The following is a 19182-nucleotide window of genomic DNA, read 5'->3' as shown; positions in this document are numbered from 1 at the left end:
GCTTCATGGCAGAGGTTTCATAATGGTACGGATCCGAACGGTCGACCTGACGAAGACCTTCGCCGACACCGGCGGCGTCGTCACCGCGCTGGACGCGCTGAACCTGACGATCCAGGACGGGGAGTTCTTCGCGCTACTGGGCCCCTCCGGCTGCGGGAAGACCACCCTGCTGCGGACCCTGGCCGGGCTGGAGACGCCGGACAGCGGCGCGGTGCACATCGGCGAGGCCGACGTGACGCGCATGCCGCCGGGCAAGCGCGGCGTGGCCATGGTGTTCCAGGACTACGCGCTCTTCCCGCACATGACCGTCACGGAGAACATCGCGTACCCGCTGCGGGTCCGAGGGGTCCCGAAGGCCCGGCAGCGCGAGGCCGCGCTGGCCGCCGCCGCCGAACTCGGCCTGACCGGAACCGAGACCACCACGGGCCTGCTGGAGCGCCGACCGGGTGCTTTGTCCGGCGGACAGCAGCAAAGGGTGGCCTTGGCCCGCGCCACGGCGGCTGAGCCGTCCGTTTTTCTCTTTGACGAACCCCTTTCGAACCTTGATGCTCGTCTCAGGCTGGAGGCGCGGACGTTCCTCAAGCGGCTGCAACGCGAGCTCGCCACCACCACGGTCTTCGTCACCCACGACCAGGCCGAGGCACTGGCCCTCGCGGACCGCGTCGCGGTCATGCAGTCCGGCCGTATCCGCCAGCTCGGGACTCCTCGCGAGGTGTACCGCAGGCCGGCGAACACGTTTGTGGCTTCTTTCATCGGCTCCACGCCGATGAACCTGCTGGAGGGGGTTGTCCGTGACGGACGCGTTCTGGTCGCAGATTCCGCGATCGCGATGCCTGACGGGGCCGGGGAGCGCGTGGCCGAACGCGCCCCGGTGGTCCTTGGGGCGCGCCCGGAGTACTTCCGCGTATCGGCGGATCCGTGCGACGGGGCGTTTCAGGGCACGGTAGAGGTCGCCGAGAACCTCGGCAGCTCGCTGCTGCTCACCCTGGACGTCTCCGGAACCGCGGTGCAGGTCGTCGTGGCCGAGGAGGACGAGCCGGAACCCGGCACCACCTTGTGGGCGTTGCCCCGCAAAGACCGGACCCTGCTGTACGCGGATGGGGAGTTGGTGGGCTGATGCGGCTGGACGGCGTGTGGTGGCTGGAGGACCGGCTGCGGCAGCAGCTGCGGCCGGTCCCGTTCGAGGTGCCGCCCGGGGTGTCGCGGATCGAGGTCCGGCTGGACTACGACCGGTCCGCCGGCGCCGTCCTGGACCTGGGCTGCGCCGGCCCCGAGGGCTTCCGCGGGTGGTCCGGCGGGGCGCGGCAGGAGTTCGCGATCGGGGCCCGGCAGTCGACGCCGGGCTATCTGGCCGGCGAGATCCTGCCCGGGGTCTGGCACGTGTGGCTGGGGCTGCACCGGGTCCCGCCCGAGGGCGTCCGGTACTCGCTGGAGATCACGTTCTCCGACCAGGCGGACCCGGCCGACACAGCCGCCCGGCAGCTCCGCCATCACCATGTCAGGGCCCTGGAACGGCCGCCGGCCCGGGAGCTCCCGGCGGTAGACGGCATGCGCTGGTACGCAGGGGACCTGCACGCGCACACCGAACACAGCGACGGCACCCTGACCATCGGCGCCCTGGCCGATCTCGCCGCCGAGACCGGCCTGGACTTCCTGGCCGTCACCGACCACAACACGATCAGTCACTACCCCTTTCTGGAGCAGGCTTCCGGGACTTCCGGCGTCACCCTGATCCCCGGCCAGGAAGTCACGACCGACCTGGGCCACGCGAACGTGTGGGGCTCCAAGGAGTGGATCGACTTCCGGCGCCCGGCCTCGCAGTGGATGAAGCAGGCCGAGAAGGCCGGCGCGCTGTTCTCGGTGAACCATCCGCTGGCCGGGGACTGCGCCTGGCGGCACCAGCTGACCACGCAGCCCTCGATCGCGGAGATCTGGCACTGGTCCTGGTTCGACCGGACCTGGGGCTGGCCGCTGGCCTGGATGAAGCGGCACCCGGCGGCGATCGTCCCGGTCGGCGGCAGCGACTTCCACGAGCCGGGCGGCACGCCGGCCTCGCTCGGCGCGCCGATCACCTGGGTGCTGGCCGAGGAGTGCTCGAGCGCCGCGATCCTGGCCGGCATCGCCGCGGGCCGCACCGCCATCTCCGCCGACCGCACCGGACCCCTGGTCCTGCGCTGCGGCGACGAGATCACGACGCTGGACGCCGACGGCCTGATCCTGGTGCGCCCGGACGAGACCCGGGTCGTGGTGCGCGCCGACGCCGCGGGCCGGCAGTCGTTCCCGGCCCGGCAGTCGGGCATGTACCGGCTGGAGACGTGGCGCAACGAGGTGGTGGCATTGTGCGCGTGACGGAAACAGGGCCGCGGCCGCGGCCCCGGCCGGTGTTGGTCGCGACAGCGCCGGTGAACTTCGGGATCTATTCCGCCGCCGACCCGGTCGTCAGCGCACCCGAGTACGCCCGAATAGCCGCGGACTGCGGATACGAGGGCACCGATCTGGGACCGCACGGCTACCTGGACGAAGTCCTGGCCGACCCCGACTCCGCCCCGGCGCTGGCCGGAGGCTGGCACGACCTGAGGTTCGGGCAGCACGAGGGCTTCGCGGACGACCTGTCAGCCCTCGAAGACACCGCACGGCTGCTGCGCGCCCGCAACCGGTACCCGGACATGAGCAGCTTCGCGCCGAAGCCGACACTGGCCTGCCCGCCGTCCGGGCCGCTGGACGCCGCCGGCTGGGGCCTGCTGGTCCGACAGGCCTATCGCGCCGCCTCGCGCTGCCGCGAGCACGGCCTGGAACCGGTGTTCCACCACCACCTGGACACCAGCATCGAGAGCCCGGACGACATCGACCGGCTGCTGGAGCTGACGGAACTGGAGCTGTGCCTGGACACCGGGCACCTGCTGGCCGCCGGCGGCGACCCGCTGGCGACGCTGGCCCGGTGGGGAAACCGCGTACGGCACGTCCATGTGAAGGACGCACTGGCCGACGGCACCTTCTGCCGCCTCGGCGAGGGGCGCCTGGACCTGGCGGCGTTCCTGGACGCCCTGCGGGCGCTGGAGTACGAGGGGTGGATCGTGGTCGAGCAGGACGTGCCGGACGGCAGCCAGGACCTGGGTCGGATCATCGGGGACATGCGGCACAACCGCGCGGTGCTGGCCGGGCTGGGGGTGTGATGAGGCGCGGTCCTCAGGCAACCGGAACCGGCCCGATCACGGAGACCGGACCGGCACCGGCCGCGAGTGCGGCCTCGGGCGCGGCAGCGGGGCCGGTCGTCCGCGTCGCGGTGGTCGGCCTCGGGCACGTGGCGCGGCACGTCCACCTGCCCCTGCTGGCGAAGCTGGACCGGCATTTCACCGTCACGGCCGTCTGCGACTCCCAGCCCGGCTACGCGGCCGACATCGCCCGGCAGCTCCAGGTCCCGGGCTCCGGCGTCTTCGCCGACACCCAGAGCATGTTCGGCTGCGGCGAGTTCGACGCGGTGATCCTGCTGACCTCCGGCTCGCACGCGCCGCTGGCCGTGGAGGCCTTGAAGCGGGGCTATCCGGTCTTCTGCGAGAAGCCCCTCGCGCACTCCCCCGACGAGGCCGCCCTCGTCGCCTCCGCCGGCGACCGGCTGATGCTCGGCTACATGAAGCAGTACGACCCCGCGGTGACCGCGGCGCTCAGTGCGCTGGACCCGGCGACGGTCCGGCACATCGATGTCAGCGTCCTGCATCCGCCCGAGCGCTTCCCGGCGACGGACTGGGCTCCGGTCCCCGCACCGGCGCCGACGCACACCGGGGCCCGCGAACATTGGGAGTACCGCGCGGTGCTCGACAGCGCGTGCCACGACGTGGCACTGATCCGCCTGCTGGCCGGCGTCGCGGAACTCGGCGTCGACACGGCCGCGTCCTGGGGCGCCCGGGACGGCGAGCCTGGCTCGCTGGAGTTCTCCGGCCCGCTCCCGCACGGCCGCTACACGGTCCGCTGGCACTTCCTGCCCGACTATCCCGAATACGAGGAACGCGTCCGCGTGCACACCGAAGCCGGCACCCACGACCTGTCCTTCACCAATCCCTACTTCTTCGGCGCCGACTCGGGCTTCGAGCGCGAACTCATGGCGTTCCACGAACTGGTCACCGCGGGCACCCCGGGACTGAGCGGGGCCGCGGAGGGCACGGCGGACATCCGCACGGCGCTGAACGTACTGCGCGCCCTGGGCAAGACCGCATGAACGAGCTGGTCATCGTCCCGCACACGCACTGGGACCGCGAGTGGTACCAGCCCTTCCAGCGGTTCCGCCTCCGCCTGGTGACGGTCCTGGACCGGCTGCTGGCCCAGCTCGCCGCCGACCCCCGCGCCCGCTTCACCCTCGACGGCCAGACCGCCGCGATCGACGACTACCTGGAGATCCGCCCCGAGCAGGAGGCGCTGGTCCGCGAGCTGGCCGGCCGGGGCCAGTTGGCGCTGGGCCCCTGGCGGGTGCTGGCGGACTCGTTCCTGTGCTCGGGCGAGAACCTGATCCGCAATCTGGAGACGGGATCACGGCGCGCGGACGAGCTCGGCGGCGCGATGCGCGTGGGATATCTGCCGGACCAGTTCGGCCACGCGGCGCAGCTGCCCCAGATCCTGCGCCTGGCGGGCATCGAGCACGCGTGCGTGTGGCGCGGCGTCCCGGAAGACGTGCGCACGACGGAGTTCTGGTGGGCGGCCCCGGACGGCACCGCAGTGCGCACGCGCTACCTCCCGGAAGGCGGATACGGCGGCGCGGCCGGGGTCTTCGGCGAGCCCGACGCGGCGGTGGTACGCCGACGGGCCGAGGAGCATGTCCAGGCCCTGCGACGCTGGCAGCCCGACGGCCCGCTGCTCGGCATGTACGGAACGGACCACTCGGCGCCGGTGGACGGGCTCGCCGACCTGGTCGAGGGCGCCTCCGGGGAGCCGCTCCGCGTCCGCCTGGACACCCTCGCAGGGTTCTTCGACATCCCGATCGCCGGCGGCAGGGCGCCCGCACAGCACCAACCAGCCGCGCACGAGCCGAACACCTCGCCGGTCCTCATCACCATCCATGGCGAGCTGCGCTCCCACGCCCGGGCCAACATCCTCCCCGGCGTCCTGTCCTCCCGCATCGGCCTCAAGCAGGCCCTGAGCCGCGCCGAGCGCCTCGTCGAGCGCTACGCCGAACCGATCGCCGCGCTCTACGGCACGCGCTCGGCGTGCCGGCCCTTCCTGGATCTGGCGTGGCGGCGCCTGGTCGACTCCTCGTGCCACGACAGCGTGACCGGATGCGGGATCGACGCCACCGCCGACCAGGTCGCGGCGCGCATCGCCGAGGCCGACGATCTGGGGCGCGGCGTGGTCGACCTCGTCCTCGGACCGATCGCGCAAACCGTTCCGGACGGCGGGCATCTGCTGTTCAACCCCTCCGCGCGGCACCGCCGCGAGGTCGTGACGCTCGACCTCCCGGCCGGCCGCGCCCCGCGCGCCGCCTCGGGCAAAGCGCTGCCGCACCAGATCCTCGACACCGTCGAGGAGAACATCGCCGACGAGCTCGTCCCCACCGCCGCCCTCGACCTCTTCCTGCGCAAGATCCACGGCCGCGAGCTCTACGGCCGCCAGATCGCCGCCTGGCACCTCGACCCCGACGCCGCGACGATCACCTTCGAGCTGGCCCCGACCTCCCCGCTGGTGTTCGACGTCGCCGAGGTGCGCGCGGCCGCAGCCGCCGCGGCCGTCGAAATCTGGCGGGTCGAGGTCCGCGTACAGCCGCGCGCCACGGTCGCCGCCCTCATCGACGTCGGCCCGCTCGCCCTCGCAGCCGTCACCACCTTCACCACCGGAAGCCCGCCGCCCGCGGCGCTGAGGAACATAGCCGCCGGCCGCCGTGCCCTCTCCGATCTCGACAACGGCCTGATGCACGTCGCCCTCCGCTCCGACGGCCTGCTCGACGTCCTGGCCGCCGACGGCTCCCACGCCGCGGGCCTCGGCGCGATCGTGGACGGCGGCGACCTCGGCGACGAGTACAACTACGCGCCGCCCGGGCACGACCGCCTCGTCAGCTCACCGGACGAGATCTGGAACCGGGTCCGCTGGAGCGGCCCGTTCACCGGTTCGCTGGAATCAGTGCGCTGGTTCAACTGGCCCACCCACGGCGTGCCGGTGTCAGCGTCCGACACCGAGGTGAGCGGTATCCGCGCCGCGACGGTACACACCACCGAGGTCAGCACCCGCATCGAGCTTCGGCACGGCGAACCCTTCGTCCGCCTCACCATCGCCTTCGACAACCAATGCGACGACCACCGCGTCCGTCTGCACCTCCCGCTCCCCCGCCCCGCCACGCACTCGCACGCGGAGGGCCAGTTCGCCGTCGCAAGCCGGCCCCTGCACGCCGAGGGCGGATTCGGCGAGCGCCCCCTACCGACCTTCCCGGCATACGGCTGGGTCGCCGCCGGCGGCCTGGCGGTCCTGCTGGACCACGTCAGCGAATACGAGCTCGTGGACGACGGCCGCACCCTGGCGCTCACCCTGCTCCGCTCCGTCGGTCTGCTCTCGCGCAACGACAACGCCTGGCGGGCCGAACCGGCCGGACCGCAGCTGCCCACCCCCGGCGCGCAGTGCCGCGGCCCGCGCACGGTGGAGTTGGCCCTGTACCTCTACGCCGGCGAGTGGCACGAATCAGGGCTCCTCGACGCCGCCGAGCGCTACCGCCACCCGCTGACCACCGTGGCCGGCCGGAACGAGGACCCGGGCAGCGTCCCGGTGGTCCCGGCCGGCGGAATCGAGGTCGGCGGACGCGGTGTGGTGCTGAGCAGCTGCCGCGACACCGGCGCCGAGGACCCGGAACTGCGCCTGGTGGCCCTCACCCCGAAGCCCACCACGGCGACCATCCGCACCGCGAGTACCACCCACACCAGCACCCACGCCAGTACCCACACCAGCACTCACACCATGGAAATGCGCCCCTGGCAGGTCGCATCGACCATCGCCAGGGGCGCATCAAAAGATCAGGGGGAACATTCGCCGGACTAGTGGCCGCCGGCCGCCCAGTGTCCGTTCGCCTGCCGGTATTCAGGTTGCTTGCGGTACTTGCGGAACAGCTGTTCCTTGGATTGGCGGATCACGTCGGCGACACGGGTGTGGAAGTAGAGGAGCTTGCCCTGCCCACGTGCGCCGAGTCCGTGATGCCCCTTGGCCGGGCTGTTCTTCGCCATACGTTTTCAACTCCTTGCCTGCCGGGACCGCAGGAACGCGGCCCCGTGACCTCACGCTAAGCCGGGGCACGGCGCAGGGCCACCGGAGCACGCGTCAGCGGCCCCGGCAGGCGGAGAAGGTTTTCGTACCGACCCACAGCGGTCCAGCCCGCCGCCTGACACCTGCCCGACGGGCAGGCGGCGGACTGGACCCCCGGCGTCAGCAGTCGGCCGGCAGCAGCATCGCCTCGTCCGGGTAACACCAGGCCCAGACCTCGCCGGGCTCCAGGGAGCGGATCAGCGCGTGTCCGGTGGCACGCCAGTGCGCGGTGGCGTGCCGGCTCTGCGAGTTGTCGCAGCAACCCACATGGCCGCAGACGAGGCACTCGCGCAGGTGCAGCCAGCGACCGCCGGTCGCACGACATTCCCCGCACTCGTCCGCGGAGTCCGGTTCGGCCTCACGGAGTTGTCGCAGGTGGTCGCAGCGCCCGCCGTTCGCGGGGACATACACGGGGATGGGCATGAGGTGGCTCCTCGCGTGTCTGATTCCTCACGTCGCGCCCCTTGTGACCGGGTGCGCAGACGCTTGGCGCGGAGCGTAACGGCTGGAGATGACCTGCCATAGGACGCGCGGGAAACAGTGGATCCGGTTAGGCTGGCGTACTCCGCCGGAGCGACCCTTACGGCGGGACCGCCGCAGACCTCCACCAAAGCCCTACCATGGAGTGATGCGGAATGTGGACCCGGGGTATGACGCGCACGCGACACGTACCCTGGCAGACTTGCCTGTCATGGGGGTGAACTCGTGACGACGACACAGCCGCTGGAAAGCACCACCGAGGCCGCGGCCCGCGCCGAGGACATCGGATCGACGGCCCCAGCCGCCGCCTCCGGCCGCCGAAGCTGGATCCCGGGCCCGATCCTGCCGCAGAAGTTCCGACCGACCAACAGGCCGAGACTCTGGCTGGAGATCGCCCTTATCGCGCTGGGCTACTACCTCTACACGCTGACCCGCCTGGCCGCTCCCGCCCACGAGAGCGCAGCCCAGCAGCGCGGCCACGACATCCTGGGCCTGGAGCACTACCTGGGCCTGAACTTCGAGCACACCTTCAACCACTGGGCGTACAGCGTCCGCTGGCTGGCGTTCTCCATGAACGTCTACTACGCCACCCTGCACTTCATCGTGCCGATCGTGGTCCTGGTCTGGGTGTACTTCAAGTTCCCGGACCGCTATCGCGCGGTCCGCACCGTGATGATCGCGATGACCCTCATCGCCCTGTTCGGCTTCTACTTCTACTCCCTGGCCCCGCCCCGCCTCCTCCAGGGCGGCGACTTCGTCGACACGTTCAAACTCCTGAACCCCTGGGGCCAGACGGCATCGACGTCCGACGGCGTCGCGGGCCTGGGCTCCTCGACGAACGAGTACGCGGCCATGCCGAGCCTGCACATCGGCTGGTCGACATGGTGCGCCCTGACCATCGCGCACCTGGCCCGCCGCAAGTGGGTCAAGGCCCTCGGCATCGCCTACCCCTTCTGCACCTTCGCCGTCATCATCGGCACCGCCAACCACTACGTCCTGGACGCGGTGTTCGGCCTGGTGACCCTGGCCCTGGGCTTCCTGGTCCAGCGCGTCATCCAGGGCCGCCCGGTGTTCGCCCCGGCACCGAAGCCGGCCGGTGAGGCGCAGCTGCCCCGGCAGCCGGACGGCTCGGCGGGAGCCGAGCCCGCCGAGACGGACGACAAGGTGTCGGCGGAGCTGGTACGGCCGGCGATACACCTGAAGACGTGACTCCCACGACTACTGGACGGGCCCCTAGTGGGCCCGTTTTTCATGGGCCCGCTCCCGCGACACTCAAGCCAACCGCGCCTCGAACCCGTCCAGCATCGCCGCGAGCCCGAACTCGAAACTCTCCTCCGGCGTCCCGGCATAAGAAGCCGCCGGACTGTCGACACGCTCCCGCAGCCTCGGAAACGTCCGCGCGATCGCCAAGGAATTCTCCCGCGCCTCCGCAAACGCCCGCGCCGCTTCCTCGCCTCCCATCGCCAGTCGGCGGTTCAGCGCGACCATCGCGGCCGGCGCCAGCGCGTTGCCCAGCACGTAGGTGAACACGGCCGCCGCGGCCCGGTCCGCATCAGCGGGCGCGAAGCCCGCAGTCTCGTAGACGGCGAGCAGGTGGTCGTCGTGGCGGGACTTGCCGGGGCCGTAGAGCAGATAGCCCCCGAACGCCTGCCCCATCCATGGATGCCGCATGAACATCGCGTGGGTGCTGCTCGCGGTGCGCACGGCCGCCTCACGCCACCCGACCGCCGCCGGATCCGGCAGCTCGACCTCCGCCCAGGCCGCGTCGGTGGCCAGCCGGACCACCTCGTCCTTGGTCTTGATGTGCCAGTAGACGGCGGTCGCGGCGACGTCCAGGCGCTTGCCGAGGGCGCGCATGTTGAGGCCGTCCAGACCCTCCTCGTCGAGCTGCGCGATCGCCGCGCGAACGATCTGTTCCACCGTGAGCGTGTTCCGAGGCATGCCGCCAGTGTACTTGCACTTAGTTCAAGTCACCGCTACCGTTCCACTTGAACTAAGTGCAAGTGTTACTCGCCAAGGGGAGATCGAGATGACTGTGCGGGAGACCGCCGAGAGCCTGGCCGTGTTCGTCGCCGAGGCGGCGAAGGCCTACGACGTCCCCGGCGTCAGCGTCGGTGTGCTGGTCGGCGGTCAGGAGTTCTTCGCCTCGGTCGGGGTGGACGAACGAACCGTCTTCCACATCGCCTCCACGACGAAGTCCTTCACCGCCACCGCGCTGATGCGCCTGGAAGCCGAGGGCCGCGTGGACTTGGAAGCCACGGTGCTGACCTATGTGCCGGAGCTGAAGCTGGCCGACGAGTCACACGCCGCGCGCCTCACCGTCCGTCACCTGCTCGACCACACCGGCGGCCTGGAGTGGAACCTGATCGACACCGATCACGGTGACGGGTCGTTGGCTGCCTTCATCGCGAAGCTGGAGGCGCTGCCGCTGATCGGCGAGCCCGGCGCCCGCGCCTCGTACAGCCAGGCCGGGTACAACCTGCTGGGCCGGGTGATCGAGAAGGTCACCGGGCAGCTGTACGAGCAGGCCGTGACCGACCTCGTCCTGACCCCACTGGGCCTGACCGACACCGTCTTCGACCTCGACGACGTCATGACCCGCAAACACGCCGTCGGCCACAACCGCGACGCCGACGGCGTCCTGCACACCGCCACCCCGTGGAAGTCCTACCCGGCCGGCACCCACGGCAACAACCCCGGCGGAGGCGCCGTGTCCTGCGCCGCCGACCTGCTGCGCTGGGCCCGCTTCCACCTCGGGGAGCAGATCGGCGCCGCCGCCGACGTCCTCTCGCCCCAAGCCCGCCGCTCGATGCAGGAGCCGAAGTCCGAGCTGCGCGGCTCCACACTCGGCGACGCCTTCGGATTCGGCTGGTTCCTCAACGAGATCGGCGGCGTCCGCACCTTCGGCCACGGCGGCAGCGGCAACGGCCAGTTCTCCGAACTGCTCGTGGTCCCCGAGCACGGCTTCGCGGTGGTGGCGCTGAGCAACTGCGCGCCCGAGGGCTACCAGCTGAACCAGGACATCGTGAAGTGGGCGCTGGAGCACTACCTCTCAGTGGTCGAGGAAACCCCGGAGCCGGTGCCATACGACGCCGCCCGCAACCGCGACGTCGTCGGCCGCTACGAGATCGACGCCATGAACCTGGACGTCGCCGACGACGGCGAGCACCTGACCCTCGCGGTCGGCATCAAGCCGGAGATCCGCGCCGCCTCCGACACCGACATGCCCCAGGACTACCCCGCCGCCGCAATGGGCTTCCTCGCCGAGGAGGGCGACGACTACATCATCACCGAAGGCGGCCTGAAGGGGCAGCGCGGACTGTTCACCCGCGACGCGAACGGGGCAGTCACCGGCATCGACATCGCGGGGCGGTTGTTCGGCCGGGTCGGCTAAGCACCGCCGACGCAGGGAACAACCGCTCCATGGGGCGGACGGTACATCCCATCGAGCTGGTGCAGACCGAGGGCGCGATCCACTTCGCGTTCCTGGTCGACGACGAAGGCTATGCGGGCCCTGAGTCGACGGAGCGCGGCATCGTCTACCACCGCGCGAACCTGGCGGTCGAGGTCCAGTTCTTCGACTACTGCGGCCGGGATCTGTGCGTGGGGACGAGTTTGGTGGCGTACGACACCGAGCCCGAGCCCGAGCGACTGCGCAGAACGATCCACCTGGAGCAGGCATACGCCGCGCACGGACTCGGGCCGCCGCAAGACGTCCCGGGCTCCGCACAGACGCTCCGAGCCGCGAGCAAGAGCCTGGCTTCGCAGGCTCAAGCCCTCCGACGGCTGATCGCGTTCCTCAAGCAGCAGGACCCGGGCCGGGCTCAGGCCTCAGCCCCGGACCGTCCCCCGTCGTGGTTCCAGTCGTAGAAGACCCGCTCGACCACCGCACGCGCCCGCCGAGCACCCCGCCGGTACTCCTCGACGAACTCCTCGCTGTTCTCAGAACCCAGATACATCGCGATCCCGGCGCGCTCCTTGATGTCGTTCGGGATCGAGTCGCCGGCGCGGCCGCGGACCAGCATGATGCCGTTGCGGACGCGCGTGGCCTCGATCCAGGCCTCGTCGAGGATCTCGCCGTCGTCGGCCTCCAGCAGACCGGCATCGACGGCGGCGGACAGAGCCAGGCGGGTGCGGGTCGTCTGCAGGGTGGGGATCTCGTGCGCGTAGCAGAGCTGGAGCAACTGCACGGTCCACTCGACGTCGGACAGGCCGCCGGGGCCGAGCTTGGTGTGCATGGCCTTGTCCGCGCCGCGCGGCAGCCGTTCGGCCTCCACGCGGGCCTTGATCCGCCGGATCTCGCGCACCGAGGTCTCATCGAGCCCTGATGACGGGCGGCGCAGCGGGTCGATCAGGTCCGTGAACTCCCGGCCCAGATCCGGATCGCCCGCCACCGGTTCGGCGCGCAGCAGGGCCTGGGACTCCCAGACCTCCGACCAGCGGCGGTAGTACTCGGCGTAGGAACTCAGGGTGCGGACCAGCGGACCCTGCCGGCCTTCGGGGCGCAGGTCGGCGTCGATGATCAGCGGCGGGTCCGGGGTCGGGATCTGGAGCAGCCGGCGCAGTTCGTTGGCCACGGCGTGCGCGGCGTCGGTCGCGGCGCGCTCGCGCTGGGCGGAGACGCCGCGGGCGGCGTTCGTGGGCCGGGCGCCGTCGCGGGACAGCCTCTCCGGCTCCGACTCCGCGTCTGCGGCCTCGTCCGGCAAGGGATCGTGCACGAACAACACGTCCGCATCGCTGCCGTAGCCGAGTTCGCGCCCGCCGAACCGGCCGGCGGCGATGATCGCGAAGCGCGTCGGCAGCGGCGTGCCGAGCCGGTTCTCGATCGCAGTAGTCGCAGCCTGTAACGCACCGCTCAAGGTGGCCGCGGTGACCGCGCTGAGGCCGTCGCCGATCTGCTCGACGGTGAGCAGGCCCAGTAAGTCCGCCGCGGAGATACGGAAGAGCTCGCGCCGACGCACAGCGCGCGCCGCGGCGACAGCCGCCTCAGGGGTGGAAGCACGCCCGACCGCGGCCAGGATCTCCGCCTCCAGCACCGGCCGGGCCCGCGGCACCAGATTCGCCGGGTCACCGAGGATCGCCACCGCCTCCGGCGCCCGCAGCAACAAGTCCGGCGCATACCGGCCCGAGGCCAGAACGCGCGCCAAGTGTTCAGCCGCGGCACCCTCGTCACGCAGCAGCCGCAAGTACCAGTGCGTGTCGCCGAGCGCCTCGGACGCCTTGCGGAACGCCAACAATCCGCCGTCCGGATCCGCCGCGTCGGCGAACCAGTCGAGCATCACCGGCAGCAGCGTCCGCTGGATCGCTGCCCGCCGGCTCACCCCCGAGGTGAGCGCCGTCAGGTGACGCAACGCTCCTGCGGGATCGGTATAGCCGAGTGCTTCCAACCGTGACTGTGCAGCCTCCGGCGACAAGTGAACAGCACCACCCAATGCGGCTTGACCCGGCGTCAAGCGGGCCACCGCGTCTAACAACGGTCGGTAAAAGAGCTTTTCGTGCAGGCGCCTTACTTCCCGCTTGTGCCGTTTCCATTCACCGTTCAGCTGATCTACCGGATCCTTGCGGAAGCCCATGGACCGCCCGAGACGCCGCCGTTCCGGCTTCTCCTCGGGCAGCGTGTGGGTGCGCCGGAGCCGGTGGATCTGCAGCCGGTGCTCCAGCGTGCGCAGGAAGCGGTAGGCGTCGGCCAGCGCCCCGGCATCGGTGCGACCCACGTACCCACCTGCGGAAAGAGCCGCCAGCGACTCCAGCGTCCCGCGCTTGCGCAGGGCGGGATCGGTGGGGCCGTGCACGAGTTGCAGCAGCTGCACGGCGAACTCGATGTCCCGCAAACCGCCGGATCCGAGCTTCAGTTCCCGCTCGGCCTCCTTGGCCGGGATGTGGGCGACGACACGCCGGCGCATCGCCTGGACGTCCGCGACGAACCCGTCACGCCGCGAGGCCGCCCACACCATCGGCGTGACGGCCTCGACGTATTTGGCGCCCAGGTCCGGATCGCCGGCGGCGGCGCGCGCCTTGAGCAGCGCCTGGAACTCCCAGGTCTTGGCCCAGCGCTCGTAGTAGGCGATGTGGCTGGCCAGGGAGCGCACCAGGGGGCCGTTCTTGCCCTCGGGGCGCAGGTTCGCGTCGACCTGCCAGATGGAGCCCTCGGAGGTGGTGTCGGAGCAGACCCGCATCATCGTCGCGGCCAGCTGCGTGGCGGTGCGCAGGGCCAGGTGCTCCTCGTCGGGGTCGGTCCCGTCGGGGGCGGCGGCGACGAACACCACGTCGACGTCGCTGACGTAGTTGAGCTCCCGGGCGCCGCACTTGCCCATCGCGATGACCGCCAGGCGCGCCGCCGGGGAATCGTCGGGAAGTTCCGCGCGGGCCACCGCCAGGGCCGCCTCCAGGGTGGCGGTGGCCAGGTCCGACAAGTCGGCGGCCGTTTGGTCGTACGTGGCGGTGGCGTCGTCCTTCAGGGAGGCGCCGATGTCCCGCGCGGCGATGCCCAGCAGGGCGTCCCGGTAGGCGACGCGCAGGGCGTCGCGGGCGGGGATCCCGGCCAGGGCGGCCACCGGATCCGGGGCCGCGGCACCGGCCCCGACCGCCTCCAGCATCAGCCGCCGGAACGCCGGGGCCAGGTCCTCGACGTCGAACTCGACGAGCCCGTGCCAGGCCTCGGGATGGCGCTCCAGGTGCTCCCCGAGCGCCACACTCACCCCGAGAACGCCGAGCAGCCGGTCCTGGAAGGGTTTGGCCGAGGCCAGGGTGGCGGCCAGCTTCTCGGCGTCGCCGGCGGCCGCCAGCAGCCGCCCGGTGGCGGCCAGGGCCTGGTCGGGGTCGGCGGTGCGGCCCAGCGCCTCCAGGAAGAGCGGGTCGCCGCGCAACTCGCCCAGCGGTGCCTCGGCGAGGGTCTGGAGGGCGGATTCGGGATCGGTGAAGCCGAGCCTGACCAGTCGCGAGCGCGCCGACTCCGGTTCCCGGCCTAGTGCCGCCGTCTGTGCCACCCGGCCCAATCTAGCCGACAGCGATCGCGACCGGCGGGTGGTGTCCGGAGGCCGGTCGCGTCGCGCGCGGCGGGGCTGTTCAGGGCCCGATCAAGGGTCGGCCGGGCTCGCGGCGGGCCGGGCTCGCGATGGGCCGGCCGGTGTTCTGCTTGCTCAGTCGGCCTCGCGGTCGGTGTTCGGCTTGCTCAGTCGGCCTCGCGGTCGGCGTTCTGCTTGCTCAATCGGCCTTGCTCAGTCGGCCTCGCGGCGCAGCCGGCGGTAGAAGTACAGGCTGTCCGGACAGAACTTGTCCTGCCCGATCTTCTCGGCCAGCTCGGCCTCGGTCAGGAAGCCGAACCACTCGACCTCCTCGACCTGCGGGACCACCGGGCCGGTGACGGTCGCGGTGTAGACCGAGCCCCACTGCGGCACCCGGTCGTCGTCGAACCGCCACCTGCCGACCGGCCGCAGCAGCACGTTGCGCTGTCCGACCTCCTCGCCGGCCTCCCGGCGCGCGGCCTGGTCGTAGGACTCGCCGGCCGGCACCATGCCGGCCACGAACATGTCGTAGTACTGGGGGAACACGCGCTTGGCGGCGGCCCGCCGGTGCACCAGGATCCGGCCCGCGTTGTCGCGGAAGAGGATCTCGACGCTGCGGTGGCGCAGGTTCTTGTCGGTGAGTTCGCCGCGGCGCACGATCCGCAGGATCCGGTCGTTCTCGTCCACTTCGTAGACGAGCTCTTCGTCGGGGTTCACCCGGCCATCAAAACATGGACGCCCCGGATGAATCCTTCCGGGGACCGCGCGCCTCTTATCCCCGGAGCCGGTCGTCGGCCGGCCGCCGGAATCGGAGAGGACACCGAGGATGATGTGGGCAGCGGCGGGAGTCGTGGCGGCGGTGCTGGTGTGCGCGTGCACCGTGTCGCTGATGCGGAAGCGGGGTCGGACACGTGGGTGATACGGCGATGGCCTGGCCGGGCGAACAGCTGGTCCGCGCGGCCCAGGACGGCGACGCGGAGGCGGTCCGGGCACTGGTGTCGGGGTCGTACCCGCACGTCCTGAGGTTCGCCAAGACACTGTGCGCGACACCCCAGGACGCGGAGGACGCGGCCCAGGAGGCGCTGATCATCCTCTACAGCCGCATCGGCATGCTGCGCGCGACGGCGGCGCTGGGCTCCTGGATGTTCCGCATCGTGCGCAACGAGTGCCTGCGCCGCGCCCGGGGCGGCTGGCGCGTCGGGCAGTGGGGCGGCGAGCCGGTCTGCGAACCGGTGGAGGACGACGTGTTGGCCCGGCTGGAGGCCGAGGCGGTGGTCGGGGCGATCGTGGCGCTGCCGGAGGACCTGCGCAGGGTGCTGATCATGCGGGACGTGCAGGGCCGGTCGGGGCGCGCGGTCGCGCTGGAGCTGGGGCTGAGCGTGGCGGCGATGAAGTCGCGGCTGCACCGGGCGCGGACGCAGGTAAGGGCGGCGCTGGTGGCGGAGGGAGCAGAGGGAGCAGGACGTGGGTAACGGCACAAACCAGTTCGCCAGCACCTCCCTCCCCCGCCACCTGGCCCGCGGCCTCCTCGGCTTCGGCTCCGTGGCCGCCGGCCTCGCGCTCGTCCCGGTCCTGGGCCTGGCCGCGCTGCTCCTGGTCCCGGTCGGGCTGGTGGCGCTCCGCGGCTGCCCGATGTGCTGGACCATGGGCCTGGTCCAGACCCTGTCGGCGGGGCGGGTGCGCCGCGAGTGCGTCGACGGCCGCTGCGAGCTGCGGGTTCCGGGGCACGCGCCTCAGGGGTGAGCGAACAGGCGTGCGATCACCGGTGCCAGCCAGGGCTTGCGGCCCACGGAGATCATGCGGCCGGCGGCGATCTGGCGGGCCAGGGAGGTGCGGCCGCTCGCGGTGAGCACGAAGGCCGCCGGCTCGACCCAGATGTGGCAGTCCGTGCGCCCCGGTGGCGGGTCGCGGTGGGTCCGGACGCGGGTGCCGTCGATGTCGACGCCGAGGGTCACGCCGCCGCGCACGTGGATGCGCACCGCCGCGTGCAGGTTCGCGGCGCGGGAGGCGTCGACGGTGCGCGGGATGGTCTCCGGGTACGTCAGGGAGATGATCAGCCGTGCGATCTTCGGCGGCACCGTCCACGCTTGTCCGGAGGTGCGGGCGATGTCCAGCGTGTGCAGCACGGTCTCGCTCAGGAACAGGCCCGCGACGGCGGCCACCGGCAGCGGCGCGTCGGCTCCGAACCAGGGGATGCTGCACGGCTCCTCGGGCTCGCGCTTCCCCAGCGCCGCGACCAGGGTGGCGGCCGCGGCGCGGATCTGGCCGGGGACCGCCAGGTACTCGTCGGGCGCGGCGCTGGCCAGGGTGGTCGCGTTCAGCACCGCGACGCGCTGCGCGAGGTCGGGGTGCTCGGGCACCATCGCGTCCCAGCGCCCGGCCTCGAGCTCCCCTGCCACCGCGGCGGCGTAGGCGGTGCAGGCCAGCCCGAGGTGCACCGCGACGTCCGACGCCCGCCATCCGGGCAGCGGCGACACCGCCCTCGGATCGCCCATCCGCTCCACCACCCGCGCGGCCCGCTCCGCGAGGTCCGGCGCCACAACCCGGGCAACCGCGAGGTCTTCGGCGAGGGTGGTGCGGCTTCGCGGCATCGGCTGCTCCCGGCGGCGTATCAGAACGCGTTGGACAGGGCGTCTGACAGGACAGCAGCCGAAAGCGGCCTGGTCAAGGGGTGGAAAGCCCCGCTTGGTGGGCCCCACCGGCGACAAGCAGGGTTTTCCCCACCGTCCGCCGTTCCTGGATCGCGGCGTGCGCCTCGTCGGCACGCTCCAACGGGAACCGCTGTCCGATCACCGGACGCAGCCTCCCCTCGGCGGCGGCACGCAGCGCCGACTCCGTCAGCCGCCGCATGTCCTCGGGCCCCGCGGTGGGCCGGACGACCCGGACCCCGCGCCGCTCCGCCTCCTCCTCGGGGATCTCAGTCCACTGTCCGCCGGCCAGCCCGTAGGTGAGGATGCGGCCGCCGCGCCGCAGCTGCTCGAAGGCGGTACGGCCGATGGCGCCGCCGACCCCGTCGAAGACCACGTCCACCGGCTCCCTCAAAAGCCCGGGCCAGGCCGGGTCGCGGTAGTCGATCGCCTGGGCGGCGCCCAGATCGGTGGCCAGCCCGGTCTTGCGCGGGCCGCCGGCCAGGGCGACCACCACGGCGCCCGCGGCCTTCGCGAGCTGGATCAGCAGCGTGCCGACGCCGCCGGCCGCCGCCTCGATCAGCACCCGCTCCCCGGGCCGGATCGCCGCCGCTTCGACGAGCAGCGAGGCGGTGCGGCCGTCGGCCAGGACCGCGACCGCCGCGTCGAGGGCGAGGCCGTCGGGCACCGGATACAGCACCGCCTCGGGCACCAGCGCCACCTCGGCGTAGCCGCCGGAGCCGCCGGTCGACCCGACCACGCGCGTGCCGACCAGCGCCGGGTCCACGCCGTCGCCGACCGCGCGCACCACGCCCCCGACCCCGTTGCCCGGGACAGTCGGCAACTCCGGATGGAACGGGCCGGTGCCGGCGCGGGCCTGGGTCTCGACGAAGGTGATGTTGGCGTACGCGACGTCGACCAAGGCCGTGCCGGGCGCGAGCGAAGGCTCCGGGGTCTCCTCCGCGTGCAGCTCCGTAGGGGCACCGAACTCTCGCAGCCATACCGCGCGCATGCCGTTCCTCCTGCTCTGTATCACCGTCAACACCGGGGACTGGGTGCTCCCGATCCTCGCCGGGAACCCGCGCCGGACGCCTCGGGCCGCGGCCCGCACTCGACTGCGACTTTTGTCCTAAGCCCCGGTGACAGCCCTTGATAGCAGCGCTAGCATGAGGTCATGGGCAATCAGCAGTTGAACGCGCGCGTCCCCGACGCGATCGCCGAAGCGGCCCGCGCCGCCGCGGCCGACGCGGGAGTGAACCTCGGCGAGTACCTGACCCGGCTGATCGACGCCGACACGCGGGGCCGCCGGGCGGTCTTCGACTCGGTCTTCGACCAGTTCGTCCAGGACGCCAAGACCTCCGGCGCGTTCGACGACGACCTGCAGCCGGCCGCGTGAGCCCTGACGCGTGAGCTCTGAGGACACACCCGGTCATCCGATCGACATCGCCTGGCTGCTCGACGCCGCGCAACGACTCCCGGGGGACCCCGCCGTCCTGGACTACGGCGCGCTGTTCGCCGCCCTGGCCCGCACCGAGGCCGTGGTGCTCGGCCGGCGGGTCTACGAACAGCCGCACCACCGGGCCGCCGCGCTGCTGCACCAGCTGGCCCGCGTCCCCGCACTGGAGAACGCCAACCGGCTGTTCGCCGCGGCGACCGCGGTGGCGTACCTGTCCGCCTGCGGGCTGCGCGTGCTGCCGGACCTGCGCGAGGCGGCCCAACTCGCGGGCGACGCGGCTGAGGGGAAGGTCGACGTGCGCGCCATCTCCTGGGTCCTGCGGAACTGGACCAGGGCGGCGTAGCGC

Annotated in this window: 19 protein-coding genes; 12 read left to right on the top strand and 7 right to left on the bottom strand. The window is 71.9% G+C overall.

What is annotated here, in order from left to right:
• Positions 1-22 precede the first annotated feature (22 nt).
• The 5 genes from ABIA35_RS35605 to ABIA35_RS35585 are packed head-to-tail and all read left to right on the top strand — an operon-like array spanning position 23 to position 7008.
• The gene (locus ABIA35_RS35605; RefSeq protein ID WP_370340541.1) at positions 23-1117 is read left to right on the top strand and encodes an ABC transporter ATP-binding protein; all 1095 of its coding nucleotides are present in this window, start codon (positions 23-25) and stop codon (positions 1115-1117) included.
• On the top strand, positions 1117-2349 hold the full coding sequence (locus tag ABIA35_RS35600; RefSeq protein ID WP_370360870.1) for a CehA/McbA family metallohydrolase: 1233 nt from the start codon (positions 1117-1119) through the stop codon (positions 2347-2349). Before ABIA35_RS35605 ends, ABIA35_RS35600 begins: the two co-directional genes overlap by 1 nt.
• Positions 2346-3173 carry a TIM barrel protein gene (locus ABIA35_RS35595; RefSeq protein ID WP_370360869.1) on the top strand — a complete coding sequence of 276 codons (828 nt, stop codon included), beginning with the start codon at positions 2346-2348 and terminating at the stop codon, positions 3171-3173. The genes ABIA35_RS35600 and ABIA35_RS35595 overlap by 4 nt, the downstream gene beginning before the upstream one ends.
• Complete coding sequence (locus ABIA35_RS35590) at positions 3173-4213, top strand: Gfo/Idh/MocA family protein (protein WP_370360868.1); 1041 nt, start codon at positions 3173-3175, stop codon at positions 4211-4213. The genes ABIA35_RS35595 and ABIA35_RS35590 overlap by 1 nt, the downstream gene beginning before the upstream one ends.
• Complete coding sequence (locus ABIA35_RS35585) at positions 4210-7008, top strand: alpha-mannosidase (RefSeq protein WP_370360867.1); 2799 nt, start codon at positions 4210-4212, stop codon at positions 7006-7008. Before ABIA35_RS35590 ends, ABIA35_RS35585 begins: the two co-directional genes overlap by 4 nt.
• Here ABIA35_RS35585 and ABIA35_RS35580 read toward each other — a convergent pair.
• Entirely contained in the window at positions 7005-7190 is a 186-nt protein-coding gene (locus ABIA35_RS35580) for a hypothetical protein (RefSeq protein WP_370360866.1), read from the bottom strand. The two genes, ABIA35_RS35585 and ABIA35_RS35580, sit on opposite strands and share 4 nt — an antisense overlap.
• A 199-nt stretch (positions 7191-7389) precedes the next feature.
• A complete protein-coding gene (locus tag ABIA35_RS35575; protein WP_370340526.1) occupies positions 7390-7692 on the bottom strand; it encodes a UBP-type zinc finger domain-containing protein in 303 nt (100 codons plus the stop codon).
• A 282-nt stretch (positions 7693-7974) separates the two neighbouring features.
• Here ABIA35_RS35575 and ABIA35_RS35570 point away from each other — a divergent pair, with 282 nt between their 5' ends.
• Positions 7975-8958, top strand: a complete 984-nt coding sequence (locus tag ABIA35_RS35570; protein WP_370340525.1) for a phosphatase PAP2 family protein — start codon at positions 7975-7977, stop codon at positions 8956-8958.
• A gap of 63 nt (positions 8959-9021) precedes the next feature.
• Here the strand turns inward: ABIA35_RS35570 and ABIA35_RS35565 are convergent, their stop codons facing one another.
• Entirely contained in the window at positions 9022-9690 is a 669-nt protein-coding gene (locus ABIA35_RS35565) for a TetR/AcrR family transcriptional regulator (protein ID WP_370360865.1), read from the bottom strand.
• An 88-nt stretch (positions 9691-9778) separates the two neighbouring features.
• Between ABIA35_RS35565 and ABIA35_RS35560 the strand changes: the two genes are divergently transcribed.
• Together ABIA35_RS35560 and ABIA35_RS35555 are read left to right on the top strand one after the other, a co-directional pair.
• Complete coding sequence (locus tag ABIA35_RS35560) at positions 9779-11143, top strand: serine hydrolase domain-containing protein (protein WP_370360864.1); 1365 nt, start codon at positions 9779-9781, stop codon at positions 11141-11143.
• A 29-nt stretch (positions 11144-11172) separates the two neighbouring features.
• Positions 11173-11619 carry a hypothetical protein gene (locus ABIA35_RS35555; protein WP_370360863.1) on the top strand — a complete coding sequence of 149 codons (447 nt, stop codon included), beginning with the start codon at positions 11173-11175 and terminating at the stop codon, positions 11617-11619.
• On the opposite strand, the gene ABIA35_RS35550 is transcribed toward ABIA35_RS35555, so the two are convergent.
• Together ABIA35_RS35550 and ABIA35_RS35545 are read right to left on the bottom strand one after the other, a co-directional pair.
• Positions 11574-14735, bottom strand: a complete 3162-nt coding sequence (locus ABIA35_RS35550) for a bifunctional [glutamine synthetase] adenylyltransferase/[glutamine synthetase]-adenylyl-L-tyrosine phosphorylase (protein WP_370360862.1) — start codon at positions 14733-14735, stop codon at positions 11574-11576. The two genes, ABIA35_RS35555 and ABIA35_RS35550, sit on opposite strands and share 46 nt — an antisense overlap.
• A 231-nt stretch (positions 14736-14966) precedes the next feature.
• On the bottom strand, positions 14967-15470 hold the full coding sequence (locus ABIA35_RS35545; protein WP_370340516.1) for an NUDIX domain-containing protein: 504 nt from the start codon (positions 15468-15470) through the stop codon (positions 14967-14969).
• A 209-nt stretch (positions 15471-15679) separates the two neighbouring features.
• Here ABIA35_RS35545 and ABIA35_RS35540 point away from each other — a divergent pair, with 209 nt between their 5' ends.
• Entirely contained in the window at positions 15680-16225 is a 546-nt protein-coding gene (locus tag ABIA35_RS35540) for an RNA polymerase sigma factor (protein ID WP_370340514.1), read from the top strand.
• Entirely contained in the window at positions 16218-16496 is a 279-nt protein-coding gene (locus tag ABIA35_RS35535; RefSeq protein ID WP_370360861.1) for a hypothetical protein, read from the top strand. The genes ABIA35_RS35540 and ABIA35_RS35535 overlap by 8 nt, the downstream gene beginning before the upstream one ends.
• Here the strand turns inward: ABIA35_RS35535 and ABIA35_RS35530 are convergent.
• Entirely contained in the window at positions 16487-17344 is an 858-nt protein-coding gene (locus ABIA35_RS35530; RefSeq protein WP_370360860.1) for a maleylpyruvate isomerase N-terminal domain-containing protein, read from the bottom strand. The two genes, ABIA35_RS35535 and ABIA35_RS35530, sit on opposite strands and share 10 nt — an antisense overlap.
• Positions 17345-17417: 73 nt before the next feature.
• Positions 17418-18392 (bottom strand): zinc-binding dehydrogenase, encoded by a 975-nt coding sequence (locus ABIA35_RS35525; RefSeq protein ID WP_370360859.1) that lies wholly within the window; start codon positions 18390-18392, stop codon positions 17418-17420.
• Positions 18393-18554: 162 nt separating this feature from the next.
• Here ABIA35_RS35525 and ABIA35_RS35520 point away from each other — a divergent pair, with 162 nt between their 5' ends.
• Positions 18555-18776, top strand: coding sequence for a hypothetical protein (locus ABIA35_RS35520; RefSeq protein ID WP_370340506.1), 222 nt, complete (start codon positions 18555-18557; stop codon positions 18774-18776).
• Positions 18777-18786: 10 nt separating this feature from the next.
• Entirely contained in the window at positions 18787-19179 is a 393-nt protein-coding gene (locus tag ABIA35_RS35515; protein WP_370340504.1) for a fic family toxin-antitoxin system, toxin component, read from the top strand.
• Positions 19180-19182 lie beyond the last annotated feature (3 nt).

It is taken from the genome of Catenulispora sp. MAP12-49 (assembly GCF_041262705.1).
Lineage (GTDB): Bacteria > Actinomycetota > Actinomycetes > Streptomycetales > Catenulisporaceae > Catenulispora.
This window is presented reverse-complemented; position numbering and strand designations above follow the sequence as displayed.